The following is a 16,185-nucleotide window of genomic DNA, read 5'->3' as shown; positions in this document are numbered from 1 at the left end:
AAAACCTCCTATTTTAATCTGCTTCCTGATATAACCATTTTCTGAACCTGTGATGTTCCTTCATATATTTCTGTTATCTTAGCATCTCTCATCATTCTTTCAACTGGATAATCCTTAGTATATCCATATCCACCAAATAACTGTACTGCCTTAGTAGTTACTTCCATAGCAGTCTCTGCAGCAAATAATTTTGCTCTTGCAGCATCTATTGTAAAAGGAAGTCCATTTTCCTTTCTCATTGCTGCCTTATATACTAAGTTTCTTGCAGCTTCAATTTTTACGTCCATTTCAGCTACCATCCAAGCTAAGCCCTGGAATCTGCTAAGTGTTTTTCCAAATTGTTTTCTTTCCTTCATATATTTTATAGCTTCATCTAAAGCTCCTTCAGCAAGTCCTAATGCTTGTGCTGCTATACCAATTCTTCCTCCATCAAGAGTTTTCATTGCTACAGCGAATCCTTTTCCTTCTTTTCCTATTAAGTTTTCTACTGGTACTTTAACATCTTCAAATACAAGTTCTGTTGTTGATGATGCTCTTATTCCTAATTTGTTTTCAACTTTTCCAAATGAAAAACCTGGCATTCCTTTTTCTAATATAAATGCTGATATTCCTTTGTTTCCTTTGCTTCTATCTGTCATTGCAAATACTACAAATACATCTGCATAAGCACCATTTGTTATGAATATTTTTTGACCATTTAATATATAATGATCTCCTTCAAGAATAGCCTGGCTTTGTTGAGCTGATGAATCTGTACCTGCGTTTGGTTCAGTTAATCCAAATGCTCCTATTTTTTCTCCTTTTGCAAGAGGTACTAAATACTTTTGTTTCTGCTCTTCTGTACCAAATTGTTGTATTACACATGCACAAAGAGAAGTATGTGCTGAAAGTATAGTTGATGTTGTTGCGCATACTTTTGCTAATTCTTCTACTGCTAATATATACGAAAGTGTATCTCCACCAGCTCCACCATATTCTTTAGCAATAGGCATACCCATCATGCCATACTTAGCCATTTTCTTTACAGTTTCAAGTGGATATCTTTCTGTCTCGTCTATTTCTGCTGCTAGGGGTTTAACTTCATTTTCAGCAAATTCACTTACCATTTGTTTTACAAATTCTTGTTCCTTTGTCAATGTAAGATCCATAAAAAGTCCTCCCAAATACATTTTATTTAATCAACTAACATATAAAATTTTTATATGCAGCTTAAGTTAATAATAACTTCAGCTGCATATTGTAATATTTTAAAATTAAATAAGCTTAAAGTCTCAAGCCAGGAAAGGTCTCAAGCTCTTACTATTTAATTTTTTTACTTAACATCTTTCAACTATTACAGATGTTCCCATTCCTCCGCCTATACACAAAGTTGCTAGGCCTTTCTTAGAACCTCTTTTTTGCATTTCATATAAAAGAGTAGTTAAAATTCTAGCTCCAGAGCATCCTACTGGATGACCTAATGCTACAGCTCCTCCATTTACATTTACTTTGCTCATATCAAATTTTAAGTCTCTTGCTACTGCTAAACTTTGAGCTGCAAAAGCTTCATTTGCTTCTATTAAATCTAAATCATCTACTGTCATACCAGCTCTTTCTAAAGCAAGTTTAGTAGAATAGAATGGACCATATCCCATTATTGATGGATCTAAACCTTTTGTTCCATAAGAAACTATTTTAGCCATTGGCTTTAATCCTAATTCTTTTGCTTTATCTGCACTCATGATTACTAAAGCTGCTGCTGCATCATTTATTCCTGAAGAATTTCCTGCTGTAACTGTTCCACCTTTTTTGAAAGCTGGTTTTAATTTAGCTAATGCTTCCATAGTAGTTCCAGGTCTTGGACCTTCATCTGTATCGAATATTACATCACCTTTTCTAGTTTTTATAACTACAGGAACTATTTCATCTTTAAATTTTCCTGCTTTTATTGCTGCTTCTGCTTTATTTTGTGATTCTACTGAAAAAGCATCCTGTTCTTCTCTAGTTAATTTCCATTGTTCAGCTATATTTTCTGCAGTAACTCCCATATGGTAATGATTAAATGCACAATGTAAACCATCATGAAGCATAGAATCTTGTAACTCTGATGCTCCCATTCTTTGTCCCCATCTTCCTGATTGAAGTACATATGGAGTTCTTGACATGTTGTCCATTCCACCTGCAACTATAATATCTTCATCGCCTGCTTTTATTATTTGTGCTGCTAAACTTATACTTCTAAGTCCTGAACCGCAAAGTATGTTTAATGTCATAGCTGGAACTTCTACTGGAATACCAGCATTAACTGATGCTTGTCTAGCTGCATTTTGTCCAAGTCCTGCTTGATATACACAGCCCATCAATACTTCTCCAACTTGTTCTGGTTTTATTCCTGCTCTTTTTACAGCTTCTTTAATAACAGTAGCTCCTAAATCAACAGTTGTTACATCTTTTAATGCTCCTCCGAATTTACCTATAGCAGTTCTAACTGCGCTAACTATAACTACATCTCTCATGTTAATTCCTCCTAAAATTCTTAAATTCTTATTTTGTGTAATTACGAAATCTATCTACAAATAATCATATTATTTTGTATAATCATAGAATCCTTTTCCAGTCTTTCTTCCTAATAATTTTCCTCTTACCATTTTTCTTAATAATGGATGAGGTCTGTATTTTGAATCACCAAATTCTGTATATAAAACATCCATAACAGCTAAGCATACATCTATACCAATTAAATCTGCTAAAGCTAGAGGTCCTATTGGGTGGTTAGCACCTAGCTTCATTGCTAAATCAATATCTTCTGCTTTAGCGATACCATCAGCTAAGATACCAGCTGCTTCATTTATCATAGGAACAAGTATTCTATTAACTACAAATCCTGGTGCTTCCTCTACTTCTACTGGTTCTTTTCCTAATTTTTTAGCTGTTTCAACTATTGTATTTTTAGTTTCTTCTGAAGTACAAATTCCCTTTATAACTTCTACTAATTTCATTACTGGTACTGGATTAAAGAAATGCATTCCTATAACTTTATCTGGTCTATTTGTAGCACTTGCTACTTCAGTTATTGATAAAGATGATGTGTTTGAAGCAAGTATAGCTTCTGGTTTGCAAATTCCATCTAACTCAGCAAAGATTTTCTTTTTAAGTTCCATATTTTCTATAGCAGCTTCTACTACAAGATCTACATCCTTTGCTAACCCCATATCTGTAGTAGGTTTTATTCTACCAAGAATTTCATTTTTAGCATCTTCAGTCATTTTTCCTTTTTTAACACTTCTATCAAGATTTTTAGTAATGTTTGACATTCCTCTTTCAACAAATTTTTCTTCAATATCTCTCATTACTACTTCATAACCTGATTGAGCAAATGTTTGAACAATTCCTGATCCCATTGTTCCTGCTCCTAATACAAATATCTTCATAGTCCTTTCCCTCCAATAAACTTTTAAACTTTTAATTTATAATAATAATAATAATTAATAATTACTTTTTAAACTATTTTAATTTAAAATTTGGACTTCTTTTTTCTAAGAAAGCTCCCATTCCTTCTTTTTGGTCTTCTGTTGCAAAACATAGGCCAAATAAATTATTTTCAATTGTCATTCCTGTGTCAATGTCAGTTTCAAATCCTTTATTAATTGATATTTTTGAATATCTTATAGCAGCTTGTGCTTTTGAAGCAATCTTTTCTGCCATTGCTTTTGCTTCATTCATTAATTCTTCAGGTGCAACTACCTTATTAACTAATCCTATTTTTTCAGCTTCTTCAGCTTTAATCATATCTGCTGTATATATTAATTCCTTTGCTTTTCCTGGTCCTACTAATCTTGAAAGCCTTTGAGTTCCTGCAAATCCAGGTATAATTCCTAAACCAACTTCTGGTTGTCCAAATTTAGCTTTTTGTGAAGCTATTCTTATATCACAACTCATGGATAATTCACAACCGCCACCTAATGCAAATCCATTAATTGCTGCAATAACTGGTTTCTCCATAAGCTCTATTTTCCTGAATATAGCTAATCCTAATTCAGCAAACTTTCTTGCCTGTTCTGGAGTTTTATCTTTCATTTCTGCTATATCTGCTCCAGCTACAAATGACTTACCTTCCCCTGTAATTATAAGCACATATGTACTTTCATCATTTTTAACTTCATCTATGCATTCATTAATCTCATTTAATAACTCAGCATTCAATGCATTTAGTGCCTTAGGTCTACTAATAGTTAATATAGAAATATGATTTTCCTTTTCCACTTTAATATTTTTATATTCCAAAATAATCACCCCTTATGCCATATTTATTTAGCAAAACCTGTGCCAAACAATAATTAATTTAGTAAACATACTTTTACTAAAAGTTGGGGAACTATTGCGATAGTTAAATTATTAACATCGACTTCGTTAATAATTTAACTTTTGAAAGCCAAATTAAGTTCTAAAATATGTTTATTTTCAGACATTTTTATGTTGCAACAAGGAAACGTGTTGCATATTTGCATCAAAACAAATTATTATGAAATATAAGGATTTATAGCTGTATACTAGTCAGTTTTGTTTCAAAATCAAGTTGTAATATTGCATCAATACATACTTTTTTACAAATTACTACCTGTAAAATTTTACATTTTATATTATTAAACTAAATATTAAGTTATAATTTTACAATTCAATCAACTGACAAAATTAGAAAAAAATAGTCATAAAGATATCATAATTGACAGCCTTATAACTATTTTCTTTCAAATGCCTTATCTATTGTATATTGACAGTTACATTTTCTATAACAATTTCATCATTTCTAACATCAACTCCTATGGTACATCCTTCATATACATCCCCTTTAATAATCTTTTTTGCAATAGATGTTTCTAATACATTTTCAATATACCTTTTTAAAGGCCTTGCACCATATACAGGATCATATCCTTCTTCTGCCATAAGTTTTTTAGCAGCTTCTGTTATTTTTAATGATATATTCTTTTCTTTAAGTCTCTTCCTTATATCCTCAATAAATATCGATATTATATCCTTTATTTCTTCTGTAGATAGAGGTTTAAATAATATAATATCATCTAGTCTATTTAAAAATTCCGGCTTAAATCTTGACTTCATTTCACTCATAACTCTATCACGAATATGTTGTTCTACTCCTGAAATCTCCTTATTCTCAAGTAAGTAACTACTTCCAATATTCGAAGTCATGATTATTATACAATTTTTAAAATCTATCACCTTTCCTTGATTGTCAGTAAGTCTTCCATCATCTAATATTTGAAGAAATATATTAAATACATCATCGTGAGCCTTTTCTATTTCATCAAATAATATTACACTATAAGGGTTTCGTCTTACAGCTTCTGTAAGTTGTCCTCCTTCTTCATAACCTACATATCCTGGAGGCGCACCTATAAGTCTAGACACAGAGTATTTTTCCATATATTCAGACATGTCTATTCTTACTATATTTTCTTCACTATCAAACAAAGTTCTAGCTAAAGTTTTAGCCAATTCTGTTTTTCCAACTCCTGTAGGTCCAAGAAATATAAAAGAACCTATAGGTCTCTTAGGGTCTTTCATTCCAGCTCTTGCTCTAATAACTGCATTAGATACAGCAGTTATAGCTTCTTTTTGCCCAATTACCCTTTGTGAAAGTTCACTTTCTAGTCTTAAAAGTTTTTTTCGTTCTCCTTCCACTAACTTGGCTACAGGTATGCCAGTCCAATTTGAAATTATCTGTGAAATTTCTTGTTCTGTTACCTCTTCTTTTAACATTGCATCTTCATTATTTTCTTTAATCAATTTCTCTTTTTCTTTTATTGCAGTTTCAAGCTTAGGAATTAATCCATATCTAAGCTCTGCTACTTTATTTAAATCATACTCTCTTTCAGCTTTTTCAATATCACCTCTAGCATTATCAAGCTGTTCCTTTAAATTCCTAATTTCGATTATTTTAGACTTTTCTTTTTCATATTTTGCAGTCATTTCATTATCTTTGTCTTTTAAATTACTTAACTCTTTTTCTAAAAATTTAAGTCTTTCTCTAGAAGCATTGTCTTTTTCCTTGGATAATGCTTCTTTTTCAATCTCTAATTGAAATATTTTACGTTTTACCATATCCATATCCGCAGGCATGCTGTCTATTTCAGTTCGTATCATTGCACAAGCTTCATCTATAAGGTCTATGGCCTTATCTGGCAAATACCTATCTGTTATATATCTGTCGGAAAGCTTTGCTGATGCAACAATAGCTGAATCATGAATTCTTATACCATGATATATTTCAAATCTTTCCTTGAGTCCTCTAAGTATAGATATAGAATCTTCAACTGTAGGTTCAGCTACTACTACTGGCTGAAATCTTCTCTCTAAAGCTTTGTCCTTTTCTATATACTTCCTATACTCGTCAAAGGTTGTAGCACCTATACAATGAAGTTCTCCTCTAGCTAACATTGGTTTTATAAGATTTCCAGCATCCATAGAACCTTCTGTTTTTCCAGCTCCAACTATAGTATGAATTTCATCTATGAAAAGAATTATTCTTCCTTCGCTATTTTCCACTTCCTTCAATACTGCCTTTAGTCTTTCTTCAAATTCTCCCCTAAACTTAGCTCCAGCAATAAGAGCCCCCATGTCTAAGGAAAATATTATTTTGTTTTTAAGACCTTCTGGTATATCACCTTTTACTATTCTTTCTGCTAATCCTTCTACTATAGCAGTTTTACCAACTCCAGGTTCCCCTATAAGTACAGGATTATTCTTTGTTCTTCTTGAAAGTATTCTTACAACTCTTCTAATTTCCTCATCTCTTCCTATAACAGGATCCAATTTATGTTTTTTAGCTTCCTCAACTAAGTTCCTGCCATACTTAACTAACGCTTCATAAGTTCCTTCTGGATCTTGAGTTTCTACCCTTTGATTTCCTCTAACCTTAGATAGTGCACTTAAAAAGTCATTTTTTGTAATATTAAATTTTGTTAAAATGTCTTGTACTTCTTTAGAATTAACCTCCATAAGACCCAGCATTACATGTTCTACACTTATATAAGAATCTTTAAACTTTTTAGCTTCCTTTTCTGCTTTTACAAAAACATCTTCAAATCTTCTAGTTGCATAAAGAGATGCATTTTGAGCTCCCTCTCCAAGAACCTTTGGCATTTTATCTAAAGTCTTACTTGTTTCTTCTTTTAACGCCCTTATATCTACTCCCATTTTACTAAATATATTAGGAATAAGACCATCCTCTTGAGATACTAAAGCTGAAAAAAGATGAATAGTATCTATCTGCTGATGATTATATCTAACAGCTACTAACTGTGCTTCATTTAAAGCTTTTTGAACTTTTATAGTTAATTTTTCTACATCCATAAAAAAACCTCCTTAGGAATTAACAATCACAATCTAAAAAATTGCGAAGCATTTTTAGAGGACAGAGGACAATTGACAGAGGACAATGATTGTTGCTTTTCCTCCGTTACACTACGGAAAATCTTTAATTATTTTTCATAACTAAGCGACTTTGTCGCAAGCCGTTAGGCTGTGTCAATTGTCGATCCTATATGATTTTTAAATTTTTCCTTGTAGTTTTCACAATAGAATTTAAGATTTTATTTAGTTCTTTACATTTGATAATCAATTTCTCTGATGCGTTAGCATCAATATATTTAGTAGCAATTAAAAGTTCTAGCCAATACTCTGTTTCAGATGCTTCTTTAAGAGCTATATTCATCTTATTTAAAAAATCTTTCCTACTTTGAGCTTCTAGTCCTTCTTTTACGTTTGCTCCTATACTTATTCCTGATCTAAGAATCTGTTTTGAAATAATGTATTCTTTCTTTTCTTCTACTAAATATTTATATAAGTTAACAATTTCTTTTGCAAAAATAAAAGCCTTTTTGTAAGTTAAGTTTTCTTTCAATTTTTAACCTCCTAAATTTATTAATTCATCTAAAATATTAGACTTATTCATATAAATTTATTCAGTTTAAAAAAATGTGAAATCTAGATTTATAAATTAAAGATTTTTCGTAGTGCAGCGGAGAAAAATCCTCCTTCACTGTCCTCTGTCCTCTGTCCTCTGTCCTCTAAAAAGTTGTGTCGCATTATGCTTTTAATTACTATTATACCCAATCTCACTACTGGTTCAACACCTATCGCAATAATTATTATTAAGAAACTATTAATTTTAAAATACACGCAAGAAAAAAATCATCCTTATTGTAATTAGAGATGATTTTTTTCAAATAAATAATATATCATATTACATTTTCTTTTCTAAATTAATTGCAAAATTAAAATACTTTATTGATTCTCTTACATTTCCTATTCTATAGTACATATTGCCCATTTCCATATATCTTCTATATATTTCATTATTATTAGCAAATTTCAACAATGCATCTAAGGATAAGTTTATATACATTTCTGCTGATGAAAGATCGCCTTCTCTTTCCAAAATCAATGATTTATAATAATATGCTCTTTCTATAAAATTTATATTATTTAAAGTTATAGCATAATTCAAAGCCATATCACAAACTTTCTGAGCTTTATCAAGTACATTATTTTCAATTAGTTTATTTATATTCATTAGCATAAATTTAACTAAAGTTTCCTTATTATCCTTAGGATAACACTCTAATGCTTTATTTATATAACTTATAGCCTTATCCTTCATATTCAAGCTAAACATAACTACAGCATAATTGTATATAGCTTGAGCTTTATGTGCTAAATTATTTTCATATAATTTAAAAGATTTCTGTTCATATTCATCGAAATTTTCCACATGGTTTCTTCTAAGGCATAGTATTGCAAGCATATGATAAGCTTCTGCTTTTTTAATATCATTTTCTATATAATCAATTAAATCTGTAAGCTTTACAGCTATTTCATAAGCCGCTTCATAGTTTTCTAACATTACATAACAAGCTGCCTCATTGTAAGTTGCTCTTGCCAATAAAGCATAATTTTTACTTTTTTTAGAAACATCCCTTACATTGCTGTAATAATTAGCCGCTTGAGAAAATTCTTTAGTGTTATAAAAAAATCTAGCTATATCCATGTAGTATACTACACCATTTTCTTCTGTGAAGCACTTTTTCCAATAATCATAGTACTTAGATATTATAAGCTGTATTTTTTCAATCTTATTTTTATCTAAATAATAATTAAACAACAAGTGCATTATATTAAAAGATATATCAAAATATGAATATTCTTCTGCATACTTTAAATTATATTCTAATTTACTCTCATATTCATCTGAATACTCGCTTTTTTCTATATCCTTAATATTCCTTATTACTTGGGATTTAATATCTTGTTTCAAGTATGATTCATCAATCTGAAGTTTTTCTGCTACAAATTCCAGTATCCAATCTTCAGGTTTGATTTTATCATTTTCAATACAACTCATTTTTGATACTGATATTTTATCCCCACACAAATCTTTTAAAGTGCATCCCTTATATGTTCTAGCCCTTTTAATCTTTTCACCTGTAGAAAGTATCTCCATATTTTTCACCTATCCACACTAACAGTCTTTTAATATTCCAAGCTTTTTAAAAGTTTCCACACCTTCATTTAAATACTTAGCAGCTTCTTCTTCTCTATTATTGTCTATATAGAACTTTCCAATCATAATACATATTTCGGCAATTTCCTTTGTATAGTCCATATTTCTGACAAAGTTTAATACCATGATTAAAGTATTCTCTGCCTCCTTCAAATTGGACTCTAACATATCTATTCTATACTTAAGTAAATAATATTGTATCAAAGTTCTATCACTGCCATCCTCAATACTATCAATTATATTTTTAAGTATTAACTTAGAGTTTTCTATATCTTTAAGTTTTATATAGTTTTCACATATATTCACCAAGGTTTCCACTATACTAGCATCCTTAATTTTCGTCTTTAGCTCCCTAGCTTTGTTCAAATGTATAAATGACTCTTCTAAGTTATCAAACTCATAAAATAATTTACCAAGACTATTTTCTATTTTAGCAATGTGTGTAACATCTTCAATTTCTTTATAAACATTTAATGTCTTCTTGGAATATTTTATGGCATTATCTACATCACCTTTTTTATTATACTGTTCTGATAATAATAATAATGTCTTAGCATATTCTTTTTTATTATCCATTTGCCTAAACTTTTCCTTTGCCAAATAAGAATAGTTCATAGCTTTTTCCGAGTTTTCCAACTTAAAATATACACAAGCTATATTATAATATATTTGTCCAAGTAAAAAATCATTACCTATATCATTCTCAGTGTACACACTTTCTGCTTGTTGAAAATAACTACAAGAAGAATGATAAGCTTTTAGCTTCATTGTAATTTCTCCTAAATTTACAAAGGTTTTAATAGTTTCTTCATAACTGTTATTCTTTATAAATATTACATTAGACGATAGGAAAAACTGTTGAGCCAAGGCATATTCCTCTTTAGACATATATATAATCCCTCTAAGATACAAATTTTTTGCCTTGCAATATTCAAGATTATACCTTTCTGCATAATATAAAGCTTTTTCTATGTACTCTTCACCCTGATTTAAATCTTCATTTATTATGTAAGATTCAGCTATATTTTCAAAATAAGTGCAAATCTTTTCTGCTTGTGTTTCTTCAGATTCCATAAGGTATTCTATAGAAGTATTTAGTGCATTAGCAAGGTATTCTAGCAAGTCCATGCTAGGATTTGATTTTCCTGACTCAACAAGGCTTATTTGTCCAGGAGTAATTCTATCTCCTGCTAAATCTTTAAGGGTCATATTAAGATCTTTTCTTCTTCTTTTAATTTTTTCTCCTAAAGATAGTATCTCCATAAATTCACTCTTCCTTTATTACATACATATTGATGCATACATAAATATTCGGGAAAAATTCAAACATATATTTTAGCCCAAGTATTTATTCAAAAACTAAAACTATTTTTAATTTAGTTTGTCTACAATAATTAATTTATTTAGTATATCTAGATAAGCAAATAAGTCTTTAGATTTTTTGAACATTTACTATTTAACTAAAAGTATAATCAGACTTTGAAAAATTTTATAATAATACTTTATAAAATTTCCAATTATTCGACTGTAAGATAAATTTAACTGTATTAAACTTTTTTGAATTACACATATTATTATAACATATTTTTTAATAATAATATAAAAATTTTTAATATAAAGTACATTTTTTTAACTTTAATTACATTGTATCCAAATTTATCCTCAACATTTTAAATTTATGCAAAAAAATTGCGTACTATGTTACTTATATAAACTCATAGTACACAATTTATAGTTTGTTAATATCATCCAATTTATTGAAATAATAATAGACTAAATTCATTGTAGACAATCTATTATTTTTTTAAGTATAACACTTTACTGTCCCATTCTACCTTTCATGCCATCATAAGCATCTTCTGCCATATTTCTCATGTATTTTGCAGTTCTTTTTATTCTTCTTTTTGTTCCTCTATCCATTCCTGGAACTAGCATCATTCCCAAAGCAGCTCCTACTAAAGCACCTGTTACAAATTTACCACGCATATTCTATCCACTCCTTTTTTAATTATGTAGTTAAATATTTTTTAGCTTCATATATAGAATATGCATTTTTGTATATATTAAACAAAGAAAATTATACTAATTATTTTTCTCTAATAAATAAGTAATAAAATTAGTTTTTTCTTCATTACTTAAATTACATATTAACTCCTTAGCATGTTCAGGATCTTTACTATATTCTGCAATAACGTTGCTAAATTTGTTTTTTTCTGTCTTATTTTCGACTTTTTCTTCATCGAAATTAACTATAACTATATTTTTTTCGCCATTAGGAGCTATCTTTATAATTTCCTTCTTTACTTCTTCATTAGATACACTTATGGAATTTGTAAGCAGCCATTTTTCTACCACTTTATCTGATGGAATCAATAACTTTTCCTTACATTTTTCATCTACAAGTTCATTAAAAAAATCACCAGTATGGCTATCCACTTTAACAAAAATAACCTGAATACCTTGACTCATTAATTCATTCATCTTTTTATAATATTCAGCTGAAGATTGCTCCTTTCTTTCCCAAAAACCTGTAGCATGATGACATATGCCTTCATAATCATGAAATATAACTACACGTTTATCTCCTTTTTCAAGTGCATATTCTACAGCTTTAACTGCAGCTTCTAATTCTCCTGCTATCTGCCTTATATTTTTTTTAGAGCTGTCTTTTGCTGAGGCACTATTAATGTATTCAACCACATTATTCCTAACAGCTACCAATCCATAAGAATATTCTTCTGTACTAATATTGTAACTTCCATCAACATAAACATGTAAACAATCCTTTGGATAATTGTTATCTTCTTTTTTTAATAATTTTGTATCCTCGCTTAAATATTCGCTTGCACTCTCAACATCTGCAAAACTCTTATACTTAGCTCCTTTAACCCCTTTAACATACTTCAAACACTCCGCCCAAGTGCTAACTATTTTATTTTCCACTTTTTCATTAGTTTCAAAATTAAATCCCTCTTTTATTGCATATACTTTTTTTCCCATATCTAACCTCTCTTTTAACAACTATTTATATAATATCCATCACAAACTACCTTATATTTAACTTTCCCAGTTTAAAATATTGCGATGCAACTTTTCAGAGGACAATTGACAGAGGACAAAGGACAATGAAGGTAAGTTTTCCTCCTTACGTCAGAAAACTAATTTATTTTTAAGCTTGTTTTGCTAACGCAAAAGAAGATTTAAATTTATATAAGTCAGCAATGTTTCGCTTTAGCGAAACGAGTCATCAAAATTTAATTAAAGATTTTTCGCAGCAAAGCGGAGAAAAATCATCCTTCACTGTCCTCTGTCAATTGTCCTCTGTCCTCTGAAAAAGTTGTGTCGCAATTTGCTTATTTTAAATGAAAATTTCATATTTGCCAAAACTAAGCATTTAAACACTATAATAATCACTTTATACATAAAGTATACAATAAATTATGATTTCTGCAATAAATCTTTTGTATAGATAAGTTCCATAAATTACTTTAGCAAATTTTATGATTTTCGTTAGACTAAAAATCAAAAATATTATAATATCATAATCAAGGTATTTGAATAGTGTGAAAACATTAAAATTTAGAAAGGCGAGGTATTTATGAATAAGATTAAAAACAAATTTATATTAATTCCTATGTTTACCGCTTTGGTTTTCCTAGGCTCTTCTATATTTTTTAATTATACACTTAAACCTAAAGATTATAAATCTTATGTGTTATTTTTAAAGGATATATCTAATAAAAATATTTCTACTGTTTATATAACTAATTCTCCTAAGATAGCTGTAAAATTAAAAAGTGGAACTGTATACGAAACAGATAATCCTAGAACAACTGATTTTAAGGAAGTTTTACTAAAAAGCAACATCTCTGTTTCTGAAGACACTCCTTATGATAATAGAGGTCTATTTTCTACAATTGGTTTAGTTATATCTATTATTGCTATTGCTGTTATGTGGTTAAAATCCTCTAACATTGCTTCTAAGGGTATCTTAGCAGTAGATGCCTTAGATACAGTAGAAGTTGGAAACACAGATCATAACTTTGAGAGTATTGCTGGTAATGAAGAAGCTAAAGAGAGTGTAAAGGATTTAGTAGATTTCTTAAAAAGACCTGATAAATATACTTCTTATGGTGCACGAATGCCAAAGGGCGTTATACTCTACGGGGAACCTGGTACGGGAAAAACTCTTCTTGCAAAGGCTGTAGCAGGAGAAGCTGGAGTTCCATTTTATGCTGTTTCCGGTTCTGATTTTATTCAAGTGTATGTTGGAGTAGGTGCCAGTCGTATAAGACAGTTATTTAAAAAAGCTAGGAATAATAGCACTGGAAAAGCAGTTATATTTATTGATGAAATTGATGCTATAGGTAAAAAAAGAGATTCTGGGAAAAGCAGTGGTGGATCTGATGAAAGAGATCAAACTTTAAATGCCCTTCTTACTGAAATGTCTGGATTTAATGAAAAAGAAGGTATTATAATAATGGCTGCTACCAATAGATTGGATATGCTTGACCCTGCATTACTGAGACCTGGCAGATTTGACAGACATATAGAAATAATGCTTCCAGATATAAGTGCCAGAGAAAAAATACTTGATTTACATTTGAAAAATAAACCTATTGGAAATATAAATATAAAAGAATGGGCACAAAAAACCTCTTATTTTTCTGGAGCTAAAATTGAAAATTTAGTAAATGAAGCTGCAATATTGGCTTGTAAAGAAAATAGCAAAAACATAAATGATTTACATCTAGATAAAGCATTTTCTATAGTTTTAGCAGGCCACGAAAAGAAAAATAGAGATTATATAAAGGATATTGATAGAAAGATTACTGCTTATCATGAAGCTGGACATGCTCTTGTATCCTTAAAGGTTCTACCTAATGAAACAGTATCAAAAATAACCATTATACCAAGTACTAAAGGTGCTGGAGGCTATACTTTAAGCATACCTGAAGACAACTTATATCAGAATAAAAACTATCTAAAAAATAGAATAATGGTACTGCTTGGAGGAAGAGCTGCTGAAGAAATTATATTCGGAGCTGACTATATAACTACAGGTGCTCACAATGACTTAAAACGTAGTACAAGCATATCTTTTAATATGGTAACTCAATATGGTATGGGTGAAACTTTAGGTCTTTTAAACATGGAAGAACTTTTAAATTTAAACTTAAATCCAGATCAGATAATTAAAGAATGTAAAGAGTCTATAGATTCTGTATATGAAGAAGTTAAGACTTTACTTTTAAATGAAAAGCATAATTTAGAGAAGATAACTAACTTGCTTTTAGAAAAAGAAACCTTATACAAAGAAGACCTTGTTTTAGAGGACAAAATCAGAGGACATTTGACAGAGGACAGAGGACAATGAAGGTGAGTTTTCCTCCTTACGTCAGAAAACTAATTTATTTTAAAGCTTGTTTTGCTAACGCAAGACAAGCTTTAAATTTATATAAATCAGCAATGTTTCGCTTTAGCGAAACGAGCCATCAAAAAACTTAATTAAAGATTTTTCGTAGCAAAGCGGAGAAAAATCATCCTTCAATGTCCTCTGTCAATTGTCCTCTGTCCTCTGAAAAGTCCTCTGTCCTCTGAAAAAGTTGTGTCGCAATATGCTTATTTTGTAAACAAGTTCCGCTTATTAGTACCTTTTTCCTATTCCTAACAAAAGCGTTATTGCGCTTCCTCCTATAAGTCCTCCTAAATGTCCAAAGTTATCCACATTACTCATGGAAAATCCCATAAATAAGTTTATAAATATTACTGACACAATATTAGTTATAAAGCCTCTCCCTATTCTGTCCTTCATTTTCATTGCAAATATTAGTGCTGCTCCAAGGAGTCCAAATATTGCTCCAGAAGCTCCTATGGAAACTGCAGTTGAAAACATATAGCTGAAAATTGATGAGACTATACCTGATAAAAAGTATATAATTAAATATCTAGTTTTTCCATAAATTTTTTCAATAAAAGGTCCTAGTGAATAAAGCGCAAACATATTTAAAAGCAAATGCATAATGCCCCCGTGCAAAAACATACAAGTAATTAATCTGTAGTACTCTCCTCTGGCTATAAGATAATTTACTTTAGCTCCTAGAAACACTAATACATTAATATTGCTATCTACAAAATTTCCTGATAAATAGGCAGTTACAATATATGCAAGTACATTTACAGTAATTAAAATGTATGTTATAATTGATACTTCCGTTTTTTCATAGTTTGATGATGCTCTCCTCATACAATTTAATAACTCCTCGACTTTATTTTCTAATCCAGTACTATAATAAAGTATTTTATTATCCACAATGTTTATAAAAATATATTCACACTGTGGATAAATTCTTTCATTTACATTATTGCCTACTACAATTTGTATTAATCTTATATTGTCGCATTGCAAAGTATTTTTTAATGAATTTAGAAAACTTTCTTTATTTAAAGAGTTATAATCATTTACATTTGAAAAAAATATTACTTCTGCAGCATTTTCATACTTTTTCACAGCTCCCCAAGTACTTTCGAACCCAGGCATAGTTCCCTGAAACTCTATAATGTTGTATCCGTAAATTTCACACAACCTATTTATTAGATTTTTTATATACTTATCCATACTA

12 protein-coding genes are annotated in these 16,185 nt (G+C 29.9%); 1 reads left to right on the top strand and 11 read right to left on the bottom strand.

What is annotated here, in order from left to right; all coding sequences use genetic code 11:
• Positions 1-8: 8 nt before the first annotated feature.
• From Ccar_RS22790 to Ccar_RS22745, 10 genes are all read right to left on the bottom strand, one after another.
• Positions 9-1,148, bottom strand: a complete 1,140-nt coding sequence (locus Ccar_RS22790; RefSeq protein ID WP_007063430.1) for an acyl-CoA dehydrogenase — start codon at positions 1,146-1,148, stop codon at positions 9-11.
• Between the two features lie 168 nt (positions 1,149-1,316).
• The gene (locus Ccar_RS22785; protein WP_007063431.1) at positions 1,317-2,495 is read right to left on the bottom strand and encodes an acetyl-CoA C-acetyltransferase; all 1,179 of its coding nucleotides are present in this window, start codon (positions 2,493-2,495) and stop codon (positions 1,317-1,319) included.
• 69 nt (positions 2,496-2,564) lie between these two features.
• The gene (locus tag Ccar_RS22780) at positions 2,565-3,410 is read right to left on the bottom strand and encodes a 3-hydroxybutyryl-CoA dehydrogenase (RefSeq protein WP_007063432.1); all 846 of its coding nucleotides are present in this window, start codon (positions 3,408-3,410) and stop codon (positions 2,565-2,567) included.
• 73 nt (positions 3,411-3,483) lie between these two features.
• Positions 3,484-4,263: a short-chain-enoyl-CoA hydratase gene (locus Ccar_RS22775; RefSeq protein ID WP_007064534.1), complete on the bottom strand. Its 780-nt coding sequence runs from the start codon at positions 4,261-4,263 to the stop codon at positions 3,484-3,486.
• Positions 4,264-4,740: 477 nt separating this feature from the next.
• Positions 4,741-7,353, bottom strand: coding sequence for an ATP-dependent chaperone ClpB (gene clpB, locus Ccar_RS22770; RefSeq protein WP_007064038.1), 2,613 nt, complete (start codon positions 7,351-7,353; stop codon positions 4,741-4,743).
• A 187-nt stretch (positions 7,354-7,540) separates the two neighbouring features.
• On the bottom strand, positions 7,541-7,903 hold the full coding sequence (locus Ccar_RS22765) for a four helix bundle protein (RefSeq protein WP_007064039.1): 363 nt from the start codon (positions 7,901-7,903) through the stop codon (positions 7,541-7,543).
• Between the two features lie 342 nt (positions 7,904-8,245).
• Complete coding sequence (locus Ccar_RS22755; protein ID WP_007064040.1) at positions 8,246-9,502, bottom strand: helix-turn-helix domain-containing protein; 1,257 nt, start codon at positions 9,500-9,502, stop codon at positions 8,246-8,248.
• A gap of 18 nt (positions 9,503-9,520) precedes the next feature.
• Positions 9,521-10,825 (bottom strand): helix-turn-helix transcriptional regulator, encoded by a 1,305-nt coding sequence (locus Ccar_RS22750; RefSeq protein WP_007064041.1) that lies wholly within the window; start codon positions 10,823-10,825, stop codon positions 9,521-9,523.
• Positions 10,826-11,380: 555 nt separating this feature from the next.
• Positions 11,381-11,548: a YtxH domain-containing protein gene (locus Ccar_RS26925; protein ID WP_007062024.1), complete on the bottom strand. Its 168-nt coding sequence runs from the start codon at positions 11,546-11,548 to the stop codon at positions 11,381-11,383.
• Between the two features lie 96 nt (positions 11,549-11,644).
• Entirely contained in the window at positions 11,645-12,562 is a 918-nt protein-coding gene (locus tag Ccar_RS22745) for a ribonuclease H family protein (protein WP_007062025.1), read from the bottom strand.
• A gap of 598 nt (positions 12,563-13,160) precedes the next feature.
• On the opposite strand from Ccar_RS22745, the gene Ccar_RS22740 reads away from it, so the two are divergent.
• Entirely contained in the window at positions 13,161-14,939 is a 1,779-nt protein-coding gene (locus tag Ccar_RS22740) for an ATP-dependent metallopeptidase FtsH/Yme1/Tma family protein (protein WP_007062026.1), read from the top strand.
• Positions 14,940-15,209: 270 nt separating this feature from the next.
• On the opposite strand, the gene Ccar_RS22735 is transcribed toward Ccar_RS22740, so the two are convergent.
• The gene (locus Ccar_RS22735) at positions 15,210-16,181 is read right to left on the bottom strand and encodes a rhomboid family intramembrane serine protease (RefSeq protein WP_007062027.1); all 972 of its coding nucleotides are present in this window, start codon (positions 16,179-16,181) and stop codon (positions 15,210-15,212) included.
• Between the last annotated feature and the right edge of the window lie 4 nt (positions 16,182-16,185).

The sequence above is a fragment of the Clostridium carboxidivorans P7 genome, from assembly GCF_001038625.1.
GTDB classification, from domain to species: Bacteria; Bacillota; Clostridia; order Clostridiales; family Clostridiaceae; genus Clostridium_AM; species Clostridium_AM carboxidivorans.
Note: the sequence above shows the minus strand (reverse complement) of the source record. Positions and strands in the feature narration are given on the sequence as shown.